Consider the following 23457-nt stretch of genomic DNA (forward strand, 5'->3'; position numbering starts at 1 on the left):
ATCTCGCAGCGGACGGGGCTCGAACCCGCGACCCCCGGCGTGACAGGCCGGTATTCTAACCAACTGAACTACCGCTGCATCGCAAAGGTACTATTTCAAACGTAATGTGCTAAACATAAATGGCGCAGCGGACGGGGCTCGAACCCGCGACCCCCGGCGTGACAGGCCGGTATTCTAACCAACTGAACTACCGCTGCACTTAGGTTTCGCATTAAAGCGTTTGAATCAATACTATGGTGGGCGCTGACGGGATCGATCCGCCGACATTCTGCTTGTAAGGCAGACGCTCTACCAACTGAGCTAAGCGCCCTAAGTGTTTGACTTAGTGAGGTGCATTATAGAGATTCTAGTGAGGGTGTCAAACGCTTTTCATGATTTTTTTAGAATTTGCGTTTGATTGTTTAAAAATAAAACTTATCGGCGAAAATAACGCTTATACCTTGATTTTAAACTTGATCTTTTGCTGATTCGACCATTCATTCAACTGTTGTGCTTTCATTTTTAGGTTCTGGACGAAGCCAAAGCCAAATCGCAACGATAAGCATCGTGAGGTCAGTAAACACTTTTACTGCAAGCGGTGCGTTGGTGAATAACATCAGGACTGCACTGATCGACATCATGATTGTTGCAATCCATTTGGCTTTTCGAGGTACTGTACCGTGTTCTCGCCACGCTCGAAGAGTCGCGCCATATTTTGGATGATTCAACAATCGCTCATACATACTTGGCCAACCTTTTGAAGATGCCCAAAGTGCAAGAATCAAAAAAACTGTGGTTGGCATACCAGGAAGCGCTGCGCCAATCATACCAAGTGCAATAAAAATAATGACTAAACTTCGCCAAAAAAGGATGCGCATACCTATCTATTCTTACAATTCAGTGTTCACGAAAAGTATTATACGCTCGATCAAGTCTTTTGCTGTTGAAATTTATACCGTTGATTAAAACAAGGTTTCTTAAATTGCACGAATCGTAGTTTGTGATTTGCCATGTGCTTTAGACTCATACATCAGCCGATCTGCATAGCGAGTGGCATCATCTAGCTTTTCAGGTAAATTATTGGTATCGAATAAGGTAATACCCATACTGTAATCAATACCAAAATCATTTTTTAATGGACTATTCTGAAAAACCTTTCTCAAGCGCTTATCATATTCCTGTACACCAGATTGATCCGTTTCTAGCAAAATCACTGCAAACTCATCGCCGCCCATTCGTGCAACGATATCATTGCTTCGTGTCGCATCTGTCAGTATCTGAGCAAATTGAACCAAGACCTCATCGCCTTTGCTGTGTCCAAAATTATCATTAACCGCTTTAAACCCATCCAAGTCTACAATACCAACTGCACATTGGGTTTTTTTCTTAAAGCGCATCGCACGGAGTAGCTGATATTTTAGGTCAAATGCACGCGTATTGTTTAATGATGTGAGCGAATCTTTCATTGCCATATTGGTCATTTCTTTGAGGTGTGAACGCACCCTAAACAGTAGAAATGCAACAATACTAAAGAAACCAATACGAACGCAGGCATTCCATAGTGGAATCCAATCACTCGAATAGTTATGTCCTGCAATAAAATCTGCAAAAATCCATGTCACTGCTGAAGCAATAATCATCACAATCGTGAGAAAACGACTTGCATACCACGCTGCCAAAGATACTGGAATCAGATAAAAGACCGAAAATGAGTATTCGTAGCCCGTACTATAATCAATAAAGCCCAATATCAATACGGTCAGAAACAACACAATACAGCGTATGACCTGATTCCTCATAAATATCCGCTCAATACTTGCGATCATCTCGACAACCATCACTTTAATGTACAAAGACACTACTAGACTGGATATAAGCTTCTAGATTGACACAACTGTTCAATCAGTTCCTATATAAAGCATCATACCTTGCAATACTGTCTTCTCATATAACATATCGACTAAAATTTGATATGCTTATTGTCAATTCTCGAAGCCTTACCCTAGCCAGAAAAACAACAATGCACCCACCTCATTTTCAATCATCTGACCATTTCGAAACGCACTATCTTGAACCGCACTATTTCGAACCGTGGTATGGCTACAGCGATCCATTAGTACGTCAACTGTCTTTTGCGATTGCCAGTTTTAACCTTTTAAAAAATTTTCCAACCGAATTAACGCAACGCACAGATATTCAATTCCATAATGATGCTTTTTGGCGAAAAATGTATAACTGCTACCAACCTCGTTTAAAAACGCTCGATGAAAACCCTACCCCGCTTTACACTTTTCTTCAGCAGATTAAAAGCACTCGACTTGGTTTACGCTTTGAGGCATTGATTTGGTTTTGGCTTGCCGATCCACACAATCAATATTTTGAATTATTAGGACATAGCATTCAGCACCATCATGGTGGCAAAACATTGGGAGAAATGGATTTTGTCGTACGTAATCGAGCAGATCAAGCGATTGAACACTGGGAAGTATCTTTAAAATTTTATCTTGCCGAAGCCAATCTGAATATCTATACGTGGATCGGCTTAAATCCTGAAGATACATTTGCACAGAAATTGACGCATTTTGCAGAAAAGCAATTTCAGTTCGATCATGCACTCGGCTTTCGCATAGAGCGACGCATAGCCGTGATGAAAGGACAATTATTCTTACCAACATCCATTGATAATCCGATACAAGACTTACCCGAATGGCTCAATAGGTGTAGACGTTTAGGCATTTGGCAAAGTACAGCCCCAAAGCATCATGGTGAGAATGCTCCAAACTGGAGAAGGCTTGAGCGTGAAGAATGGCTCAGCCCTGCACTCAGAAATAATCAAAAAACACCCCAATATCCAATCAGATTTTGGACGAATGGCATGTATTACTTAGCGTCAACCAATCAATATTTCATGATGCGTTTTAATAAACTTTCGATGCTGAACAATTGTTCTCGTTAACGTTCGCAATGCAGCCTGCTCAAAACTTACACTTAACTCACAATTACTTACGCATTATTAACTGTATTTAAAATCATTTATTTATAAATTAATTATTAGTCGAATGACTAGTTTTTAAAGCATAACAATTTTACTCGGAGAGGAACTATGAAGACTTTGTTAACTACTTTGGCAATCGCTTCAGTTATTGTATTTACTGGATGTAATACCGTCAAAGGTATGGGTAAAGATGTCTCTTCAGCAGGTAATGCTGTATCAAATACCGCTGAAAAAACCCAAGATAAAATCCGCAAGTAGTTAATATTTGCGTCAAAACCTTATCCATTGATAAGGTTTTTTTATTGCTAAGTTTCGCATTCCAGAGATTAATCGCCTATTATAGTGCGGACTGTTTTTTTGACTTTGAAATGCGCATGACCTCTTCTGCTACTCTCGATTTAAGCCTCCAACTTTTACGTCAGCCATCGGTTACCCCCGTGGACCACAACTGTCAAAACATTATGGCTGAACGCTTAGAAAAAATTGGTTTCAACATTGAATCTATGCGCTTTGATGATGTTGATAATCTATGGGCACGTAAAGGGACAGAAGCACCACTATTTTGCTTTGCTGGTCATACTGATGTCGTCCCGACAGGTGATCAAAGCGCATGGGACTCTGCACCATTTGCTCCTGAAATCCGTGACGGCAAACTCTATGGTCGTGGCAGTGCTGACATGAAAACAGCGATTGCAGCAATGGTTGTTGCCACAGAACGCTTTGTAAAGAAATATCCAAATCACAAAGGCTCAATTGCTTTTCTCATCACCTCAGATGAAGAAGGGCCGTCAATTAATGGCACAGTTAAAGTCATCGAAACTTTAGAAGCACGTGAGGAGAAAATTGATTGGTGCTTAGTGGGTGAACCTTCTAGCACAGCAAAGCTTGGCGATATCATCAAAAATGGTCGTCGTGGCTCACTTAATGGTGTGCTAAAAGTACAAGGCAAACAAGGTCACGTTGCTTATCCGCATCTTGCTCAAAACCCAATTCATCTTGCCACACAAGCCATTGATCAATTGTGCAAAACGATTTGGGATCAAGGTAATGAATATTTCCCTGCGACCAGTTTTCAGATTTCGAATATTCAAGCAGGTACAGGTGCGACCAATGTCATTCCTGATATTTTGACAGTGACTTTTAATTTCCGCTTTTCCACAGAAGTCACGGCTGAAGAGTTAAAACAGCGTGTGCAGGCAATTTTAGACCATGAAAATCTAAACTACACAATTGATTGGACGCTGTCGGGTTTACCGTTCTTGACGCCTGTTGGCGAGCTCGTCAATGCCGCAAAAAACAGTATCAAGAAAGTGACAGGTGATGACACAACACTTTCGACCAGTGGTGGCACATCTGATGGTCGTTTCATTGCACCAACTGGTGCTCAGGTGATCGAGCTTGGTGTACTCAATGCAACAATTCACCAAATTAATGAGCATGTGAACGTTGATGATCTTGAGCCACTTGCTGAGATTTATGAGCAAATGCTGATTGAGTTGCTTGCTTAATTCTTCTAGAAGTTTTATGCGATAAACTAAAAACGAGAGCCATAGCTCTCGTTTTTTATAGATCAAAATCTGTTTTTACTTAAAAACTTGCTGTTGAATCGCACGTAAGTTTGGGACTTGATAATCTACACCATTGACTCGCACATATTGATAGGTACGAGCTGGTGTCTTTTTCTCAACATCGACAACTTCTGAAATACGCAAACGCAAGCTTTTTGGCATACTATCGCATAGCAATGCGAAATGTGTAGCTTCCTGCTCACCTTCAACAACCAAAGCCGTCACTTCCGAAAGGTCAGGCTGATGCACGACATAAGTCGGCAGTTGCTTGTCATGCCATTCCACTTGCTTTTCATTGGCTTTGACACTCATCGCTGACAAAATCATATTTTGTGGAATCAGAATCGGCACATCACCATGTACAGGGATTTCATAAACATCTAAAAACCCTGTTGACGTCGTGATTAGACTTTGTATCTGCTCTTGTGACAGATCAATTGTGCTATTTTGTGTGTTATTAGCCATGATTTATTTCCGTCATATATTTACGATTTCGCATTGGCTTTAGTTTTTGCCAACACTTTTTGAATATTCGACACAAGGTCAGCTTCTTGGAATGGTTTACCCATATATTCATTCACACCGAGGCTAAAGGCATGTTCACGATGCTTTTCACCTGTCCGTGAAGTAATCATGATAATCGGTAGTGCTTTGAAGTTTGAGTCATGACGAACATACGTTGCCACCTCAAAACCATCCATACGAGGCATCTCGATATCAAGTAACATCAAGTCAGGTATGCCTTGCGCAAGCTTTTCAATCGCATCCACACCATCATTAGCAGTAATCACTTCATAGCCATGACGCTCAAGCAAACGTGTAGTGACTTTACGTACTGTGACTGAGTCATCTACCACCATGACCGTTTTACGTGCCGTACGCTGTGTACTTGAGGATGTCGCTTTTTCTACCTGGTGTGCGCGTGCCGTCGTCAATACTCGACGTGCAATGGTCTGACCATCAAGAATCAAACTCACTTTACCATTTGCCAAAATCGTGGCACCACCGACATAACCTACCGATGATAGCTGTTGACCGATTGATTTAATCACAACCTGAGCACGAGAACCGATTAGCTGATCGACCTGTAATGCGACCGAACGACCTGAGCTATTAAAAATAATCACAGGAACGGATGAACCCATATTGCTAAACATCGGTTTTGCTTGCCCAGTCACAAACTCACCCACATAGCGCAGGCGGATCTGCTGACGATCAAGTTCAAAGGTTTCCTTCTTGCTATCGTAATACTCAGACAATGCCACAGGCGATATACGAACAATACGTTCGATCTGTGCAAGTGGTAATGCAAACTGTTGATCGCCCACACGTACCATCAAGGCATCACTCACCGCCACAGAGGTTGGTACACGAATCGTAAACTCCGTGCCCTGACCAAGTGTCGATTTCACACTGACGTGACCACCTAGAGATTTAATCTCATTTTGTACAACATCGAGTCCAACTCCACGCCCAGAAATCTGCGTGACTTTTTGCGCTGTACTCAAGCCTGGATGGAAGATGTATTGCATCACATCTTCATCACTGACCTGCATTTCCGCAGTAATCAGACCATTATTCGTTGCTTTTGCTTTTACGGCATCGACATCAATCCCTTTACCATCGTCAGAGAAGATCACAAGAATGTCGTTCCCCTCACGAGCAATATTCAGATTGATACGACCTGTTGCAGATTTACCCGCTTGCGCACGTTGCTCTTGATCTTCAATACCGTGGTCAATCGCATTACGTAACATATGCTCAAGTGGTGAAACTAAACGCTCTAGAATATTACGATCGAGCTCACCCTCAGTATTCTCAATATTAAAATCTACTGGGCGATTTAACTGTGTCGATACCTGACGAACCAAACGCTGAAGACGTGGCACTAGACGAGTGAACGGTACTAGGCGAGTACCCATCAAGTTCTGTTGTAATTCGTTTTGCAAGCGAGATTGTTGAAGTAGCAAACTTTCTGTATCGCGAATCTTATCTGCCAACGTGGTTTTAAAATCAATTAAATCCGATGCAGATTCAGCAAGCGATTTTGACAATTGGTTCAGTGATGAATATTGATCCATCTCCAATGGGTCAAAGTCCGCATAGCGCTGCCCTTCTACTTCATGCTTTGCAATAATCTGTGATTCAAGCTCGCCATCCATACGACGAAGCTGATCGGCAAGACGTAATATCGCCAATTCCATCTCTGAAAGCGTATTGGTCATCTGCCCTAAATCAAGCTCGATACGTGAACGGTTAATTGCACTCTCACCTGACAGGTCAATCATCTTCTCAACAAGATCAGCAGACACCCTTATTTGCTCTTGAGCTGATTGCTCTTGCGTAGTTAAACTCTCGGCATACATTTCAGGTGGTATAGAACCATCACCCTGAACAATTTTACTTTCTTGATATTCCGCAAAATCAATAACTTCCGTTGTACTAGCTTCATCGTCAGACACAGCGCTATCATAGTAGACAACTTTCTGTAGACGAGCATGGAGCTTATCTAATCCAGCAACCTCATTATCATATATCGCCGTGCGTAACCATTGATGCGACTGAATAATTAAATCGTCATAACGATCTGAGGTAAATTGATGGAATGCGAATTGCTCAAATATAACTTCTAACTGGTATGCAATCTTGCCAACTTCTTGCTGATTTACAATACGAGAGTTACCTTTTAAGGTATGGTAAGTACGCTGTAAGCTTAATAACAAGCTTCGGTTACCACGATCACCTTTCCAATGTTCTAACACTTTTTCAGCTTGCTCTAGTAGCTCTTCAGCTTCTTCTAAATATGTTTCAACGATTACAACTTGTGACTCGTCACCAGAAGCAATCGCTTGCGTGAGAAAAGCCGGCTGAACACTACTATCTCTTACTTTTGCTTTAACTAGCTCAGGTTCAGGCGATGTGTGCTTCGCTGTAGTTTTTTGCTCCTCAGAAACAACTTCCGATTCTTCCTGAACTAAGTCTTGAGTATCCTCTGCTGTTGGCTCAAAGGAGATTTCATCAGCTATAGCGGATTCTTCAACTTCGACATCAGAACTTTCAATCTCTACCGTTGAGTCTTCAACAATTACAGATACATTTTGTGTCGAAACAGTACTGCCCTGACCTGTAAGTGATTGCAGTTCCGCAATTAGACTTGGGTTGTGCTCATCGACACCTTGATCACGTAATTTCTGCAATCTTGTTGCAATATCATCCTGCGCATAACGAATTAACTGTAATGCTTGAGTATTCGGAGCAAATGTACCCTTTACAACTCGTTCATAAATTGACTCTAGTTCATGTGCGATTTCACCAAGATGAGTCGCTTGAACCATATTTGCACCACCTTTCAAGGTATGCAAATAACGGAATAAATTATTTAATACTTTCGTATTCTTTAAATCCTTTTCCCAAACCGTAAAGTCTTCATCCATTCCGGCCACAAGCTCATCAGACTCATCCAAGAAAATACTTAATAGATCTGGATCAAAGTCTTGATTTGGACTCTCAACGGTCAAACCACTATTTGCGCTAAACGAATACGTTGCCTCTGTGGAGATTGATGGTTGTTCAATGGCTTCCTCAATATCACGATCAGTACTCTGACTAGCTACACTACTTGTTAGCTCAGCTACATTTTCAACAGCTTCCCCTGAAAGCACTTGCTGCAACTCTGCAATCAGTTGTGGATTTGCCTCATCTATGCCTTCATCACGCAACTTTTGGATTCTGACTGCGATCTCATCTTGAGCATATCGAATGCGCTGCATTGTCTGCGCAGTTGGCGTAAGTTGTCCTGAAACTACACGCTGATAAATACTTTCCAATTCATGTGCAATATCACCCAAATGCGTCGCTTGAACCATATTCGCACCACCTTTCAAAGTGTGCAAATAACGAAATAAATTATTGAGAACTTTGGTATTCTCTGGACTCTTCTCCCAGACATTAAAGTCTTGATCCATGCCAGCCACCAACTCATCAGACTCTTCCAAGAAGATATTTAATAAATCAGGGTCAAAGTCGCAATTTACATTTGAAGTGTGTGTCGTTAAAGGCTCATCAACAGGAGAACTTGCCTGAGATTCTAGATTAGCTAGAGATTCTGCCGCTTGTAATTCAACCGTATTGATCGCTTCGATTGCTTCTTCAAACTCTTCTTCGATCAAATTGGTCAAAGCCATATTTTGACCAGAAGCCAAACCATCGAATGCATCGATTAAATATTGATGTAGCGATTGGATTTGCTCAATTACATTGCTATTTGCAGTTGCCTGCGTGTTATCTAATAACGCTTTGTAAATCCGTTGAAGATATTGAGCAATTTTGCACAATTCATCCGTTTGTTTTACATGACAGTTATCTATTAGGATTGCAGACTGCTGATTAAGTAGACTTAGATATGCTGTCCTAGATTGTTTCACTTGATCTACAAATGAAAACTCTGCATCCAACATATCATTGATATCTAACTCCAGTAACTGCGCAACTAGACCCTGACTTCGTGCCTCTGATGTGACATGTCCATTATTTGCTTTATAAGTTTGCCATGTTAAATCAAACTGAGCGGTAAGCTTGGATAAAAAGTCCTTGTCTTGCTTCGACACTAAAGCAGCAAAATATGCACGAATATATTCATAATAATCCGCCAAAAGTTGCTCTTCTGCTATATGCTCTAAGTAATCTTCAGAGTTTAATATTTTATACTCGTTTTCGACATTACTGCTTGCCGTAAATATTTCGTCAAAGCCCACCATTCCTGAGCTGCCACGTATCGTATGCACCGCACGAATGAGCTGATTAAACTCATCAACTGTAGGCTCTTGATCTAAATGTAAGAAACTTGAAATCGTTTCAAGATGCTCAGTACTTTCTTCAATGAAAATTTCTAAAGTCTGATTTTCTATACTTTGCTCTGTCGATTTATCTAGACTAACTTTGGTATCAATTGCATCTGCTTGGGTATCAGCTTCAGAAACTTGAGACGCAACTTCATCCGTAAATAATTGAGCTTCTTCTGGAATTGTCTTACTTTGGTGATAATCAATGGTATAGCGCAGTTCTGGTTCAACTTCTTGACCATCTCTAAGTCGCTGTGCAGTTGCAATCCAAGTTCTAAGCTCAGTTTGATGTGCCGCTAATTTTTTAAAATCTTCAACCAAAGTATGATATAGCGTTGAAACAGAATAAACCAACTCTTGAATATCTCTTGTCAATACCACTGTACCTGACATTACACGATTCAGCATTTCTTCAATCGACCAAGCCAACTCCCCCGACTGTACAGCACCAGCCATACGACCAGAACCTTTTAAGGTGTGGAATGAGCGACGGATATCGGTTAAAACTTCTTGATCTGATGGATTCTCCAACCAGCTCGGAATTGCCTGCTGTTGGAACTCTAAAATCTCTTCAACTTCTTCAATAAAAATATCACGAATATCAGGATCTTGATCTTTTAAATGATCCTCTGGAAGCTCAATATGACTAATTAATTGTTTTAAAACTTCGTTCATAAGCTTTGCTTCTTTACATTCCAAAGATGCTTGAATTCAACTTTAAATATTTGAGCTTCCAATATTGCTCAACATTTGTCCATATATAAGCTGTATTCTTCAAGCATTTAAGTGTTAGAAAAATATCATCACCAATAGATGCAATCCGAAGATTGCATCCTGTTTTCTTTTATACGTTTTCAGGCAACTTAAAGTCAGTTACAGATTCACGCAAGGCTTCAGCCATATGCGACAACTCGGTCACCGAACGCGCCGCATCCATCGTTGTCGTCGATGTCTGATGGGTAATATCCTGTACGACATTCATCGTTTGCGAGATATTACCTGCAGTAGTTGACTGTTCACGTGCTGCTTCCGAGATACTTTGAATCAATGTTGCCAAGTCACCCGATACGGTTTGAATCTCATCCAGTGCAACACCCGCATCTTTCGCAAGCGTCGTACCACGCACAACCTCTGTCGTCGTCAATTCCATTGATGAAACTGCTTCGTTGGTATCTGCCTGAATGGTTTTTACCAGTGATTCAATCTGCTTGGTCGCTGCCGCAGATCGTTCCGCAAGACGTTGTACCTCATCCGCAACCACGGCGAAGCCTCGACCCGCTTCACCCGCCATCGATGCTTGAATCGCAGCGTTCAATGCAAGAATGTTGGTCTGGTCGGCAATATCATTAATCAGCGATACGATGTTACCAATCTCTTGAGAAGACTCACCCAAACGTTTAATACGTTTAGAGGTTTCTTGAATCTGCTGACGAATGGTATCCATCCCCTGGATTGTACGGTTTACGACCGTTGCACCTTTGGTTGCAATATTTACCGAACGCTTCGCAACTTCTGCTGATTCGGCAGCATTCGCAGATACTTGGTCAATTGAAGCCGCCATTAGACTGATTGCGGTTGATGCACCTGCAATCTCTTGTGCATTATGTTCTGATGCTTCAGACAACTGCATGGTCACTTGCTGTGTTTCTTGGGTATATTTCGCAACTTCCTCAGAAGTACTGTTAATACGAGAAACGAGATCACGTAACTGGTCGATCGCAAAGTTAATCGAGTCGGCAATCGCACCTGTGAAGTCTTCCGATACCGTTGCATATGAACGCAAGTCACCATCTGCCAAATCAGCGATTTCATCAAGAAGTCGTAGAATTGCGTGCTGGTTACGATCGTATTCTTCTTGAAGATTTTCTACACGCGCATGATCGGCACGGTTACGAAGTTGAAGTAGCTTATAAACTGAATACGCCAATGCTAAAACTGACAACAACAGAAATAGTGGTAAAAAGTTATGCCAAATTGGTTTAACACCATCAGACAATTCTTCCAACTGTGTCGATACATTATCTGTTTGCGTAAAAATCGTACTTGTTGCTTGACGTACTGCCAGTAATTTCGCTGAATCACTCAACACTTTAGCTGCCGTCGCTTTCAACACTTCATCATATTCAGTCTTGATACCTTCCAAGATGTCACGCATATCTGGTTCAGCAATACGCACCACGCCATACTCAGCACTGCCATTCAACTGTCCATTGATATATTCACCAAAAGTCAAAGTATCGGCATTGAAGTTATCGGCATACTCAACTGAGTTTGTATCACCAGTTAATACCGCATTGATCGAACGAAGAATACGTTCAGAGAGATATACTTGGTTTTTCGCCAAAGCAACCTGTGATGCTGAATAACCTCCACGTGTCATTTCATCAACAAGCAAGTTGTATTCCGACTGAATCCCTGGTATCGCTTCTGTAATTTGTAATCCCAATCCCTGCAACTGGCTAATCGTTTGTTGTTGACCGACAATGAGTTCAATATTGTTATCAACTTGCGACCACTCGTTGACTAGTTTTTCCACGGTGCCATTATCAGCATGCTTATCAACAACAACATCTAGCTCTTCTTCGAATCGAGTACGACTTTGTTGTAGTTCACTCATGATCTTTTCATCACCACGTACTGAAGCTTCAGCAGATTGACGTGAAATTTGTTGAGATAAGAGTTGTAACTCACCAATACTCCGCGTTAATTGCGTTTCAATACGGTTTGTCCACATCACCCAAATAAAAAATACAATTGTAAATAATAAAGCAATCAAAAGAACTGTCAGATAACGAACAGACTGTTGTCGATCTTCACCAAAGAACCCTGCCACACGATCAAGCTCACTCTTAAATCGCAAAGAAGCTGCATTACTTCCTTTTGAAGGTTTATTTTTCTTTCCTCGCCATAAGCCCATTCAAGCTCTCCCCTATTTTACCCGATAGTCCATCAATTGCTTTTGCTTATAAAGATGGATTCATAAAACGCTGACTATTTAAAAGATCTCTCAACATAAACACATGCCACGGTTTATTTCTATCCATAAAATAACCTTGACAAAATTGTTCAAGCTGACCATTGAGCTCTTTTGACTTTTTAAAATAACTTTGCTTATTAAAATGCTGAATACCAAACACCTGATCCACCATCACACCACAATAGTGTTCAGGGTGAGTAAGGCACATCACTTTACCAGCACGCCCAATATCTGATTGTTTTCCCGAAACAAATGCAGGCAGATCAGTAATGGACAACAAGCGCCCTCGAATATTGGCAATACCACAAGACCATGCTTGCGTATGTGGCACATGCGTCCATTCTGGTGTATAAATCACTTCAGCAACATCACCTAAAGGTGCGACAAAATACTTTCCTAGCATTTCAAACGCCACACCCGACCAGCGTTGATCAGGATCGATTTGACTAACTTGTCTTTTCTTTCCCCGATCCGCCAGCCTTAGCAGTTCGATAAATCCTTTGGTTGCCATAGTTTTTCACTTTATGTATTTAAGTGTTGATGAATCACATCGATCAATTGCTGTTCTTCGACAGGTTTAACCAAATAGTCTTTTGCGCCTTGACGCTTTCCCCATAGACGATCTGTCGCTTGATCTTTGGTACTCACGATTACCACAGGAATATGCTGTGTTTCAGGAGCACGTGTAATCTGACGTGTCGCCTGAAAACCATTGACACCTGGCATGACCACATCCATCAAGATTAAATCAGGCAACTCTGCTTTTGCGACCGTAACACCGTCAGCGCCATTACTCGCCTCAATCGTTTCAAATCCATTCTTTTCTAAAATTTCTTTAAAACGGAACGTTTCGGTTGGTGAATCATCAATAATTAAGATGCGTGCCATTACTCAAATCCTATTCGACAAAAATCGCGAATCTATTAAACTGCGACGTGATTATTAATTGCTTCGAACAATTCTTCTTTACTAAACGGTTTGGTCAAATATTGCTCCGAACCAACAATTTTTCCTTTCGCTTGATCAAACAAACCATCTTTACTTGACAGCATAATCACTGGCACGTTCTGATAATTTTGATTATTTTTAATCAAAGCACATGTCTGATAGCCATCAAGACGAGGCATCATGATATCGACAAAAATAATATCTGGATTGGTGTCTACGATTTTAGAAAGTGCATCAAATCCATCAACAGCACTCACTACCTGACATCCTTCGCGTTGCAATAATGTTTCCGCTGTACGACGAATCGTCTTAGAATCATCAATGATCATCACTTTTAAATTTTGAAGTTTTTCTTCCATTTGACTCAATACCCCAAGTGAATCTAATTTATATTTTGCTGAACAAAATACTGTGTTATTACCATCTTTGTATCATAGTTAATACAAATTTCCAATGTTTCACTCTTCTCACCGCCCTATTATTTTCAAGTGGTCGGTCAGAGCGGATTGAATACTTTGAACTGCTCCTCATTTTTAAGATTAAACGCTACAAGCTCCCCTCCCCACACGCAACCACCATCAACAGCGACAATATTTTGACGAATTGGTTTAGCCTGTAATGCCGCCCAATGACCAAAGATAATTTGATGCGTTTGTTCTACTTGACCATTGAAGTTAAACCACGGTTGATAACCTTCAGGCATCTCATCATCAAGTCCCGCTTTAAATTCAAACTCAAGCGCAGATTGCGCATCACTCAAGCGCATGCGTGTCAAATAATTGGTAATCACACGAAGTCGAATATTTCCCGACAATGTATCAGCCCAAACATTGGGCTGACTGCCGTACATCTCTTTAAGAAAGTCATCGAGCTGTGCAATATCTGCCTGTAATACTTGCTCAACTTCGCTTGCATAACTTGTAACTTGCTGAATCGACCAAATATATGGAATGCCTGCATGAACAATCGCAGAAAGTTTTGGTTCAACCCGTTGTGGAGCATGATCAATCGTTTCAATAAATAATGGCTGATGACGTAACCAATCAATCAAGTCACTGCCATCCATCGCATCAAATATATCTTGAGTACGATCTTTTTCTTTGATTTTTTTAATGCCTCGTGCCGTGGCAATCAAGGTCAAATCATGATTACCCAAAATCGTTGCAGCAGCTTTTTGATCAAATAGTTTTTTCACAAAGCGTAAGCAAGAGAGTGAGTCCTCACCGCGTGCCACCAAATCACCAGTAAAAATAATAAAGTCTTGGCTTGGGTCAAATTGGATTTCTTTAAGTAATGCTTTGAGTGCAGCAAAACAGCCTTGCAAATCACCAATCGCATACACATGGCGATAATGTGTTATATCAATTTTCATTTTACAACTAACCAATTTTTAACAATTCAGGGCAACAACTACTTTCTAAAATGCCCTATCTAGTGACATATTTTAGAATAAAGCTATACACGCATCCGACAGTGCAACAAACTGCGCCAAGCTCAATGTTTCAGGTCGTGCCATCGGATCTACACCTGCTTTGGCAAAACCGTCATCATCCAGCTTTCCTTTTAAGCTATTACGTAAGGTTTTTCGACGCTGAGTAAAGACATGCCCCACCAAAGCCGAAAGATTGGCTTCATTTTGCGCTTTAATCGGCTTATCTGCATATGGCTCAAGGCGAAACACAGCACTGGTCACTTTCGGCGGTGGATTGAATGCACCCGCAGGCACTTCGAACAAATACGTCGCCTTACAATAATACTGCAGCATGACAGAAAGACGACCATAAGTCTTACTATTCGGTGCGGCAGTAATCCGCTCGACCACTTCTTTTTGCAACATAAAATGCATGTCTTGAATAATTTCGCCTTGTTCAACGAGATGAAATAACAATGGCGTAGAGATGTTATAAGGCAAGTTACCCACTACTCGAAGTGGTTTTTCTGATGCCAATTGTGCAAAATCAAACTTGAGTGCATCGGCTTCAATGATATTTAAGCGATCTGGAAAAGGCACACGACTGGGCAAGCCAGCTGCCAAATCTCGATCCAGCTCCACCACAGTCAAGCGATCCACTTCACCAATGAGTGGCGAGGTCAGTGCGGCAAGTCCAGGACCGATTTCCACCACATTATCATCATGGCGCGGATTGACCGCACGCACGATTTTCTCAATGACGCGTTGATCATGTAAAAAATTCTGTCCAAAGCGTTTGCGTGCTTGATGCCCTTCTTGCTTGGGATTGAGGGCATTGATTTGATACATGTCTTGTCCAACTTCGTATTAACTAATTTAAATTGTTCGTATGCTTCTTCATGATAAGCCTTAGGTGACTCACAGCTTCAACCACAATCCGAAGAGCAACTTTGATCACCACTTGCCATTTGCAATGCCAAATCGGTCGCCACCATCAAACTCGAACTACTGGCACGACCCGTGCCTGCCAAATCGAGTGCTGTACCATGATCAACCGAGGTACGAATAAACGGCAAGCCTAACGTGATATTGACCGCTTCACCAAAACCTTGTGATTTTAGCACGGGAAGCCCTTGATCGTGATACATCGCCAGTACCGCATCGGCATTTTTTAAATGTTCAGGATTAAAAAGCGTGTCGGCAGGCATGGCTAAGCTGATATTTACGCCGTTCTGCTGATAACGTTTCAGCACAGGATTAATGATGCGAATTTCCTCATCGCCGAGATAACCATCCTCACCTGCGTGTGGATTCAGTCCACAAACTAATATTCTAGGCTCAGCAATATGAAACTTGTTCTGTAAATCGGCTACCAGAATATCAATCACTTGCTGTAGACGTTCTGTGGTGACAGCATCCGCCACTTGACGAAGTGGTAAATGTGTCGTGACCAATGCTACTCGAAGCGACTTGGTTGCCAGCATCATCACCACACGATCAACACCCGCTTTCTCTTGGAAAAATTCGGTATGACCACTAAATGCAATGCCAGATTCATTAATCACCGACTTTTGCACTGGTGCAGTCACCACACCTGAACTTTTGCCCTGCAATGCCATTTGCGCAGCAAAATCAAGCTGACGAATCACATAATCGGCATTTTTCGGATTGAGTTGCCCTGCGATCACAGGTACATTCACAGGAATATGATGCACAAATAATTGTCCATGCTCTGCCACGTAATCCTGTCCTTGATACTCAATCAGCTCGACATCAATACCGAGTTGCTCGACACGCTTTTGCAATAGCGCTTTATCCGCAAGCACCACGATCGGTCGGACACCTTTGCGCTTTGCTAAGTCCAAACAAATATCTGGACCAATCCCCGCAGGTTCACCACTGGTGACATAAAGCGGAAGAGATACATTGACAATTAAGCTATTCATTATAGATAGATTCACGATAGAATTTTCACCATTGTCGCAAGATTTTCAGCAAAGCAAAAGAATTTCTCCCATGTTTGAACAATTCAAAGAAATTTCTAATCAACACATTGATGATTTTGGCGAAATCCACCTCACTGTGAAACGCCTTGATTTAGTGCACCCGACCATTTCAGGCAATAAATTCTTTAAGCTCAAATACAACCTACTTGAAGCACGCAAACTTGGCTATACGCAATTATTGAGTTTTGGCGGTGGGTATTCCAATCATATATATGCACTTGCACAAGCAGCGCACGCTTTTGGGTTTGACAGCATTGGCATCATTCGAGGTGAAGAATTACAAGATCAAGCTTTAAATCCAATGTTAGCAACTGCAACAACGCTCGGTATGCAATTGCAATTTATCAGTCGTCGAGATTATCGACGGAAACATACATCTGAATTTTTAGCCGAATTACAACAGTGTTATCCGAATGCCTATATTATTCCCGAAGGTGGAACGAATGATTTAGCGATCAAAGGCACGGCGGAGATTTTAACGGACTTTGATCGAGAAAATTTTGATGTGATCTGCTGTGCAGTGGGAACAGGTGGCACCATTGCAGGGCTAATTAACACATCGACACCACAGCAAAAGGTGATTGGATTTTCTGCATTAAAAGGTGATTTTTTAAATGATGAAGTGCGCAAATGGACAACTCAAAATAATTGGCAAATTTATCCTGACGATACATTCGGTGGTTATGCCAAATATGATGAGCGGTTGTTGAACTTTATTGAAGATGTCAGTGAAAAATATCAACTCCCATTAGAACCAATCTATACAGGAAAAGCTTTTTATCAATTGTGGCAGTTGATACAGCAAAATCATTTCACTGCATCAACACGAATTTTATTTATTCACACAGGTGGCTTACACAACAACATCCCACCGCATTGATTGGCAAATATTAAATCCAACCATCGCCGATCGGCTTATTGTCTAATAATAAAATCATACCTTTGATCACACGGTAGATATACCAAACCCCAACAGCCATCAGCACCAAGTATCCAATCAACACGATGAGTAATAGAAAACCAATCACACCACCAATTAACGAATACCAAAAGGTTTTAATCTGCCAATCGAAGTGACTTTCTAGCCAAGTGCCTCGTGCTTCATCACGCTTTAGATAGTTCATGATGACCGCAACAATACTGGTAAAGCCGATCAATAAACTTGCGATATACAGTCCATAAGTAATCGTGGTGTATTGCTTGAGATCAGTCTGATTAAGATTCGATTGTTTGAAATCATGGTTTGTTTGCTCAGTCATTTTTATTCCTTGTTGGTAAAAATTCTCTCTTTGGAATGATTTAGAAATTAAAGGAGAATTATAGGTTAGTGTATTAATACTTTTTGAACTAAATACTATATGCACTTTTTAGCACAAAAAATAGTATTGAAACAAACCGTAATATTTATTTCTTCTCAATCTCCATACTCGTATTTTTATACTTCATATTCCCTAGATACAGCTTATACTACGCCATTCTCAACCGACCGTAATTGATTGTGCGTTATGAACCCAAATCCTCAAAATTTCACCCATACTCATAATCAGTTTTATGATGTCATCGTGATTGGCGCAGGTGCAGCAGGTTTGATGTGCGCAGCGCAAGCAGGCAAGCGAGGACGCAAGGTTTTAGTCTTAGAAAAAGCCAATAAAGTCGGTAAAAAAATCCTCATGTCTGGCGGTGGAAAGTGCAACTTTACCAACTACAGCATCGAACCTGACAACTACATCTGCCACAATCCGCATTTCGTCAAATCTGCACTATCGCAATATACCCAGTGGGATTTTATTGGTTTAGTGCATGATTATGGTATTGCCTATGAGGAACGTGATTTGGGCAAATTATTTACATTAGATGGCGCAAAACACATCCTAAATCTTTTACTTGAAGAATGTGCAAAAACAGAGCATGTCGATATACGTACCTCCGCCGAAGTGACTGATGTTAAAAACTTAAATATAGAAAAGAGCGATGTAGAACTACACGATGCAAAGCCACATCAGTTTTTGGTCAAAAGTAGTATTGGTGATTTTTATTGTCATTCCCTTGTCATTGCAAGTGGTGGTTTATCCATTCCCACTTTAGGTGGTTCAGGTATCGGTTATCACATCGCCAAGCAATTTGGTCATCAGGTTTATCCGACACGTGCAGGACTTGTGCCTTTCACCTTTAGCGATCAATTTAAAGAAAGCACTGAAAAGCTCAGTGGCAATGCGATTGTGTGCACCCTATCTAATGCCAAAGCAAGCTTTACCGAACCACTCCTTTTTACCCATCGTGGACTCAGCGGTCCAAGCAGTTTACAACTTTCAAATTATTGGCACAGCGGTGAAATTTTCCATATCAACTTTTTACCGCAACATGATTTAAAACAAATCTTGATTAGCCAAAAGCAAAAACAAGCCAAAGTGCTCTTACGCACGATTTTGAATGATTATTTCCCAAAAAGTATCGTACTTGAATTGCAAAAGCTGATGTGGGCTGATCACAGTGAATTAGCGATTGGACAATGGTCAGATCAAAAACTTATTCAGCTTGCCGAACTCATTCATCACTATGCAGTCAAACCATCTGGTACAGAGGGATACCGTACTGCTGAAGTCACTCTTGGCGGGGTAAATACTGATGAGGTTTCTTCAAAAACCATGCAAAGTAAATTGGTCGAAGGCTTATATTTTATAGGTGAAGTGGTCGATGTGACTGGACATTTAGGCGGTTATAATTTTCAGTGGGCGTGGTCTTCTGCTTATGTGGCGGGTGCTGTGGTGTAGCATCCATGCTGTATTTTGATGTTGTGCTATTTAAATCAAAAAGAGCTTGAATTAAAAATAGCTTTAAAAAAATCAACAACTTCAAAATGTCCTTTGGGAGAGTTTTCAATTTCAAAATTCAAGAAAACCTAACATCAATAACGATTAGTTATGACGTACTAGATTTGGCTTTCGTTCTGAAACTGTAATGTCTTGGCTTTCGTCTGATTCTTTCTTGTCACGAACAAGATTGATCGCCGTACCAACGACATAGATTGCAGTACCCATCATAAATGCTGGGATAAACATCAAGTTTGTTGGTTGCTTCATATTTTTCAGCATGTCATCAACCTCCTTTAGTTGAACAGATTTTATACTAATCATTTAATGCAAAGCTTTTTCTTAACTTGTCTAACAATTTACCTTTTGTGTGATGAAGATAACAAAAAAGCCACTTAAGTGGCTTCTTTTAATACAATCTAAACAAAAGTTTAAATTGTGAAGAAATTGTGACATTAATAAATCATTATTTATCCGTATCAGGATGCAAATCAATGTCAGCAACATTCGATGGCAAATCTACTTTTGCTTCTGAATCTGTAGATTGAGCGAGCGGATTTGGTTTGTTTGCTTCTGATTCAGCTGTATCCAGTAGCTTTGTTAATAAGCGCTCAGCAGGTGCTCGACCACCAAGACCAAATGCCAATGCAAAGGCAACTGCAACACCACCGAGTGTCAGACCAAATGCAAGATTGACAATCGAATCTGCAATCCCCATCGCACGAAGTCCCATTGCGATGACAAGACCCATGATTAAGATGCGCACCAAGTTACCCAACCAACGAGAGCTATTATACTCGCCACGTTGAATGACATTCGCCACCGTATTTGCAAGCCAAAAACCAATGACAAGGATCACCGCACCGAGCAAGATACTCGCACCGAACTGGATAAACATGCTGATCAGTTCACTCACCTGTGTAAACTCAAGTCGATTCGCCGCTTCAGAAGTTGCAAATAACATGGTGAAAAATACAATCAAGAATCCAACGAAGCTTGATACTTTTTGTTCACCCAAAAAGCGTTGCACGTCAAGTTTTGCAGGGATGTTATCTACACCCGTACCTGCAAGAAGCTCAGCAACCAACTGACCAACAAAACGTGATACCACGTATGCAATGATCAAGATAATCGCAGCACCAAGAATATTGGGAATCGCCGCCATGATTTGATTCAACATCGCAGTCGCAGGTTGAGAAATCGCTTCTACGCCAAGTGCATCAAATGCAATGATTAATGCTGTAATCATCACGATAGTGAATACAAATGAACCGAGTAATTTTGGTAGATTTGAAGATTTAAATACACCCAACTTTTCTGCTTGAGCTTGCAAGCCAATACTGCTTAACAAACCTTCGGTAATCCCACGGATGATTTTTGCCAAGATATAACCCGCAAAAACAATGATACCCGCAATGAAAATATTAGGAATAAATGAAATCGCTTCAGTCACCATCACTTGCACTGGCGCAAGTAGCCCAGTAAGACCAAGAATCGACAACACCATCGGCAAGAACAGTAACAAAATCAACCAATAAGCAATATCAGCGATATTTTTACTTACTGGTGCAACACCGACATCTGTGCTCAATTTGTCATCAAGGTTGGTACTTGCCAATACACGAGTAAGCCCCGCACGAACCAAAGTCGCTAATAACCAACCGATCAGCGCAACAGCAGCAGCAGCAATCAATGTTGGAACAAATGCGAGAACTTGACCAATCATATTCGAGAAAGGCGCACTCACAGACTGAAGATTCAGCACATTTAGTCCAGCAACAATCGCAATGATCATAATGAACCAAAATATAATTCGAGCAAAAAGTTTCTCGATATCAGTTGAATGCTGTGTAGAGCGGCTAAGCTTGTCATTCAGACCCGCAGAACCCAATAATTTTTTTACACCGCCTGAGATCAGTAATGCAACAATCCAACCCACGATCAGAATAGCAATCGCTCCAAGGATTGGATGGAATTGATCCCATAAATAATGAAAGTTTAGACGGTCACCACCGCCCACACCGAAGTAGTCATTCATAAAATGGCTCCCGAATTAAGTTATTGTGATAAAAATCACGCTTTTGCGTAATTTCAATTAGTGCACACAAGCAATATGAAATCGCAAGTAAAGTGCAATGAATATTACAGCTTATTCGCTATTTCCACTGTTACTGTCAATAATGACAGGCTCAGGGGCTTGTTCTTGCACTGTTGTTTGATCTTTTGCTTCCTCTGCAGGTGGCTCATCTTGATCACTAATGAACCCTAATAACATGCCGACAATGACCAAAATCAAAAAACCAACGATAGCGATGGTAATAAATTTTGTACGTTTTTTCTTTTCAGCTGTGCTCATATTGTCAGGATTAGAGCTAGGATGTTGCGATGGCATAAATGTATTCCTTAACGTTTTTGTATATTATTTACCCTAACATATTAATTTTAAGTTAAATGTATAATTTTAATAACAATGTGACTGCATTTTATGATCAATTTATGCCTCAAATTTACATAATCTCCACACATTTTTATTTTAAGCACGCCATTTATCATTCTTTTGATGATCATTTATCAATATACTTGCGTGGATATATGAGCAGTTTATAATGTTGCGTCTTATTTTTACGACGCTTTGACTTATGTCCTTTCGCTTAACGCCGATCAGCCTCTCACTTGCAACTGATGTCAGTCATCGTTGCTGGCTTCACCGTAGTCGTGATGAGCATTTGATTGGCATTATTGAGCTCACCAAACCTGACAGCGAACTGTCGTGGAATGACATTGAATATTGCCGTCGCCGTGTCGAAGAATTCTCTGTAATGCCTTTCCCTGATTGTATTAATGCTTTGGTGATTGATTTGCAGTCATTTATTCCTGAGGTTGATCAGGAGTTTATGCTCTTGGCTTGGCGCCTACAAGAAGAAGATTGCCCAATCCGTTTGGTTGTGACAGCTGAACAATTTGAACATTATGCCAGTATTTTTGACCCAATCTTGCTCTCAACAGATGTCCATGATGCAGTGCGTGAAATCCGTCAATCTTTAGATATGTTTGTGCATTGAGCTCAAAATTACATCATATGGTTTGAATCTACCAATAATTTTCCACCGCAATATTTCCCACACCACGACGATTCATCACCAAACCGATCGACTTCAAAGCCTCTTTGGTATCTTCAACCATCTGCGGATTACCACAAAGCATGACGTGGCTCCGATCGACATCAAATTTTAATTTGGCAACTTGCTCAAGCTCACCTGACAAAATCAATTTCGGTAATCGCTGATTCAACTTTGCAAGCGGGTCACGAGTCACAATTGGCAAGAAGGTAAAACTCGCACCTTCTTCGGCAAACATGCTTTGAACCTCGCCAATCTGATCAACATAAGCAAGCTCTTCAGGTGTTCTGACACTATATGCTAATACGATGTGTTGATAATTCTTCCATGTATCAAAATCTTGAAGCATGGATATAAATGGCGCAAGCCCTGTCCCAGTCGCTAAAAGCCATAAATCTTGTGGCAACGGCTCTTGATAACGTGCTAGGGTCAAAAATCCATACGGAATTTTTTCCAAATAAATTTGGTCGCCTTCTTTTAAATATTGTAGTCGAGAGGTAAATGCACCGTCTGGGACAACGATCGAAAAGAACTCTAATGTTTCCTCGAAAGGTGAAGACACCACCGAGTATGCACGCACCACCATTTCACCATCGACATCAATGCCAATCCGAGCAAACTGCCCTGCGGTAAAGCGGAAATGCGCAGGTCGTGTCATGGTAAAACTAAAGAGATTACTCGCCCATCTTTTGACGGAAAGTACGGTTTCTAAAGTGAATTTATCTTCGGACATGCAAGGTTCAAGACATACTATTTATCGAGCGATCATGTTAGCATGACTGATTGAAGTTCTCACCTGTTTG

21 protein-coding genes, 3 tRNA genes and 1 pseudogene are annotated in these 23457 nt (G+C 41.0%); 6 read left to right on the plus strand and 19 right to left on the minus strand.

Annotated elements, in window-relative coordinates; genetic code table 11:
- Positions 1 to 4: 4 nt before the first annotated feature.
- The 5 genes from ACE3PQ_RS01910 to ACE3PQ_RS01930 form a co-directional block, all read right to left on the minus strand.
- Positions 5 to 78 (minus strand) — tRNA-Asp (locus ACE3PQ_RS01910).
- Between the two features lie 42 nt (positions 79 to 120).
- A tRNA-Asp gene (locus ACE3PQ_RS01915) sits at positions 121 to 197 on the minus strand.
- Between the two features lie 37 nt (positions 198 to 234).
- Positions 235 to 310, minus strand: a tRNA-Val gene (locus ACE3PQ_RS01920).
- Positions 311 to 476: 166 nt separating this feature from the next.
- Entirely contained in the window at positions 477 to 857 is a 381-nt protein-coding gene (locus tag ACE3PQ_RS01925) for a YbaN family protein (RefSeq protein ID WP_374294722.1), read from the minus strand.
- A gap of 99 nt (positions 858 to 956) precedes the next feature.
- The gene (locus ACE3PQ_RS01930) at positions 957 to 1805 is read right to left on the minus strand and encodes a GGDEF domain-containing protein (protein ID WP_374294724.1); all 849 of its coding nucleotides are present in this window, start codon (positions 1803 to 1805) and stop codon (positions 957 to 959) included.
- A gap of 194 nt (positions 1806 to 1999) precedes the next feature.
- Between ACE3PQ_RS01930 and ACE3PQ_RS01935 the strand changes: the two genes are divergently transcribed.
- The 3 genes from ACE3PQ_RS01935 (at position 2000) to dapE (ending at position 4482) form a co-directional block, all read left to right on the plus strand.
- On the plus strand, positions 2000 to 2935 hold the full coding sequence (locus ACE3PQ_RS01935; protein WP_374294726.1) for a DUF1853 family protein: 936 nt from the start codon (positions 2000 to 2002) through the stop codon (positions 2933 to 2935).
- A 147-nt stretch (positions 2936 to 3082) separates the two neighbouring features.
- Complete coding sequence (locus ACE3PQ_RS01940) at positions 3083 to 3232, plus strand: entericidin A/B family lipoprotein (protein WP_374294729.1); 150 nt, start codon at positions 3083 to 3085, stop codon at positions 3230 to 3232.
- Positions 3233 to 3348: 116 nt separating this feature from the next.
- Entirely contained in the window at positions 3349 to 4482 is a 1134-nt protein-coding gene (dapE, locus tag ACE3PQ_RS01945) for a succinyl-diaminopimelate desuccinylase (protein ID WP_374294731.1), read from the plus strand.
- A gap of 75 nt (positions 4483 to 4557) precedes the next feature.
- On the opposite strand, the gene ACE3PQ_RS01950 is transcribed toward dapE, so the two are convergent.
- From ACE3PQ_RS01950 to pdxA, 9 genes are all read right to left on the minus strand, one after another.
- Entirely contained in the window at positions 4558 to 5007 is a 450-nt protein-coding gene (locus ACE3PQ_RS01950) for a hypothetical protein (RefSeq protein ID WP_374294733.1), read from the minus strand.
- Between the two features lie 20 nt (positions 5008 to 5027).
- Positions 5028 to 10058, minus strand: coding sequence for an Hpt domain-containing protein (locus tag ACE3PQ_RS01955; protein ID WP_374294735.1), 5031 nt, complete (start codon positions 10056 to 10058; stop codon positions 5028 to 5030).
- Between the two features lie 169 nt (positions 10059 to 10227).
- Positions 10228 to 12300 (minus strand): methyl-accepting chemotaxis protein, encoded by a 2073-nt coding sequence (locus ACE3PQ_RS01960; RefSeq protein WP_374294737.1) that lies wholly within the window; start codon positions 12298 to 12300, stop codon positions 10228 to 10230.
- A 46-nt stretch (positions 12301 to 12346) separates the two neighbouring features.
- Positions 12347 to 12871, minus strand: a complete 525-nt coding sequence (locus ACE3PQ_RS01965; protein WP_374294739.1) for a chemotaxis protein CheW — start codon at positions 12869 to 12871, stop codon at positions 12347 to 12349.
- Positions 12872 to 12882: 11 nt separating this feature from the next.
- Positions 12883 to 13248: a response regulator gene (locus ACE3PQ_RS01970; protein ID WP_374294741.1), complete on the minus strand. Its 366-nt coding sequence runs from the start codon at positions 13246 to 13248 to the stop codon at positions 12883 to 12885.
- Between the two features lie 35 nt (positions 13249 to 13283).
- Positions 13284 to 13667 carry a twitching motility response regulator PilG gene (gene pilG, locus ACE3PQ_RS01975; protein ID WP_374294743.1) on the minus strand — a complete coding sequence of 128 codons (384 nt, stop codon included), beginning with the start codon at positions 13665 to 13667 and terminating at the stop codon, positions 13284 to 13286.
- Between the two features lie 137 nt (positions 13668 to 13804).
- Entirely contained in the window at positions 13805 to 14680 is an 876-nt protein-coding gene (locus ACE3PQ_RS01980; RefSeq protein WP_374294745.1) for a symmetrical bis(5'-nucleosyl)-tetraphosphatase, read from the minus strand.
- Between the two features lie 72 nt (positions 14681 to 14752).
- Complete coding sequence (gene rsmA / locus ACE3PQ_RS01985; RefSeq protein ID WP_374294747.1) at positions 14753 to 15568, minus strand: 16S rRNA (adenine(1518)-N(6)/adenine(1519)-N(6))-dimethyltransferase RsmA; 816 nt, start codon at positions 15566 to 15568, stop codon at positions 14753 to 14755.
- A gap of 77 nt (positions 15569 to 15645) precedes the next feature.
- Positions 15646 to 16665: a 4-hydroxythreonine-4-phosphate dehydrogenase PdxA gene (gene pdxA / locus ACE3PQ_RS01990; protein ID WP_374294749.1), complete on the minus strand. Its 1020-nt coding sequence runs from the start codon at positions 16663 to 16665 to the stop codon at positions 15646 to 15648.
- A 70-nt stretch (positions 16666 to 16735) separates the two neighbouring features.
- On the opposite strand from pdxA, the gene ACE3PQ_RS01995 reads away from it, so the two are divergent.
- Positions 16736 to 17605: a 1-aminocyclopropane-1-carboxylate deaminase/D-cysteine desulfhydrase gene (locus tag ACE3PQ_RS01995; RefSeq protein ID WP_374294750.1), complete on the plus strand. Its 870-nt coding sequence runs from the start codon at positions 16736 to 16738 to the stop codon at positions 17603 to 17605.
- A 10-nt stretch (positions 17606 to 17615) separates the two neighbouring features.
- Here ACE3PQ_RS01995 and ACE3PQ_RS02000 read toward each other — a convergent pair whose 3' ends face one another.
- Positions 17616 to 17984 carry a DUF4870 family protein gene (locus ACE3PQ_RS02000; protein WP_374294752.1) on the minus strand — a complete coding sequence of 123 codons (369 nt, stop codon included), beginning with the start codon at positions 17982 to 17984 and terminating at the stop codon, positions 17616 to 17618.
- Positions 17985 to 18230: 246 nt separating this feature from the next.
- On the opposite strand from ACE3PQ_RS02000, the gene ACE3PQ_RS02005 reads away from it, so the two are divergent.
- On the plus strand, positions 18231 to 19496 hold the full coding sequence (locus ACE3PQ_RS02005; RefSeq protein WP_374294754.1) for an NAD(P)/FAD-dependent oxidoreductase: 1266 nt from the start codon (positions 18231 to 18233) through the stop codon (positions 19494 to 19496).
- Positions 19497 to 19640: 144 nt separating this feature from the next.
- Here ACE3PQ_RS02005 and ACE3PQ_RS02010 read toward each other — a convergent pair whose 3' ends face one another.
- The 3 genes and pseudogenes from ACE3PQ_RS02010 to ACE3PQ_RS02020 all read right to left on the minus strand — a co-directional run bounded on the left by ACE3PQ_RS02010 (position 19641) and on the right by ACE3PQ_RS02020 (position 21927).
- A complete protein-coding gene (locus ACE3PQ_RS02010; RefSeq protein ID WP_374294756.1) occupies positions 19641 to 19817 on the minus strand; it encodes a hypothetical protein in 177 nt (58 codons plus the stop codon).
- A 226-nt stretch (positions 19818 to 20043) separates the two neighbouring features.
- Positions 20044 to 21573: pseudogene (locus tag ACE3PQ_RS02015) on the minus strand (mechanosensitive ion channel); the annotation flags it as partial.
- Positions 21574 to 21684: 111 nt separating this feature from the next.
- Positions 21685 to 21927, minus strand: coding sequence for a hypothetical protein (locus ACE3PQ_RS02020; RefSeq protein ID WP_374294757.1), 243 nt, complete (start codon positions 21925 to 21927; stop codon positions 21685 to 21687).
- 247 nt (positions 21928 to 22174) lie between these two features.
- Here ACE3PQ_RS02020 and ACE3PQ_RS02025 point away from each other — a divergent pair, with 247 nt between their 5' ends.
- Positions 22175 to 22597 carry a hypothetical protein gene (locus tag ACE3PQ_RS02025; RefSeq protein ID WP_241570977.1) on the plus strand — a complete coding sequence of 141 codons (423 nt, stop codon included), beginning with the start codon at positions 22175 to 22177 and terminating at the stop codon, positions 22595 to 22597.
- A 28-nt stretch (positions 22598 to 22625) separates the two neighbouring features.
- Here ACE3PQ_RS02025 and ACE3PQ_RS02030 read toward each other — a convergent pair whose 3' ends face one another.
- Entirely contained in the window at positions 22626 to 23387 is a 762-nt protein-coding gene (locus ACE3PQ_RS02030; protein WP_374294759.1) for a ferredoxin--NADP reductase, read from the minus strand.
- Between the last annotated feature and the right edge of the window lie 70 nt (positions 23388 to 23457).

Source organism: Acinetobacter sp., from assembly GCF_041911495.1.
Classification (GTDB): Bacteria; Pseudomonadota; Gammaproteobacteria; order Pseudomonadales; family Moraxellaceae; genus Acinetobacter.